The sequence below is a fragment of the Parendozoicomonas sp. 2304DJ65-17 genome (assembly GCF_058148445.1).
The window spans coordinates 1-239 of record NZ_JBYVJV010000107.1; the positions used below are offsets into that span (position 1 = coordinate 1).

Below are 239 nucleotides of genomic sequence, written 5' to 3' on the forward strand. Positions count from 1 at the left end.
CGTGAGAAGAAAACTGACAACTGTTGGCGGTTATATCCGCAGCCTTGAGCTTCTTCATATATTCAGCACGGGAGATTTTGGCGCTGTGCACACGGAGTGTCATTGGAGCCTGACTATTGGTTCCGGCAATAATGGAATCCAAATGTTCGGGCCAGCACTTGGCAAGCTTGCCATAAAGCCAGTCTGGCATTTCACTAAGAGCTGCAGGTTTGGAAACAGATTTGCGTAGCGTTTCTTCT

Annotated in this window: 1 pseudogene; it reads right to left on the reverse strand. The window is 48.1% G+C overall.

The window, feature by feature from the left end:
* Positions 1-239 (reverse strand): annotated as a pseudogene (locus tag ACY2RR_RS24690) (hypothetical protein); the annotation flags it as partial.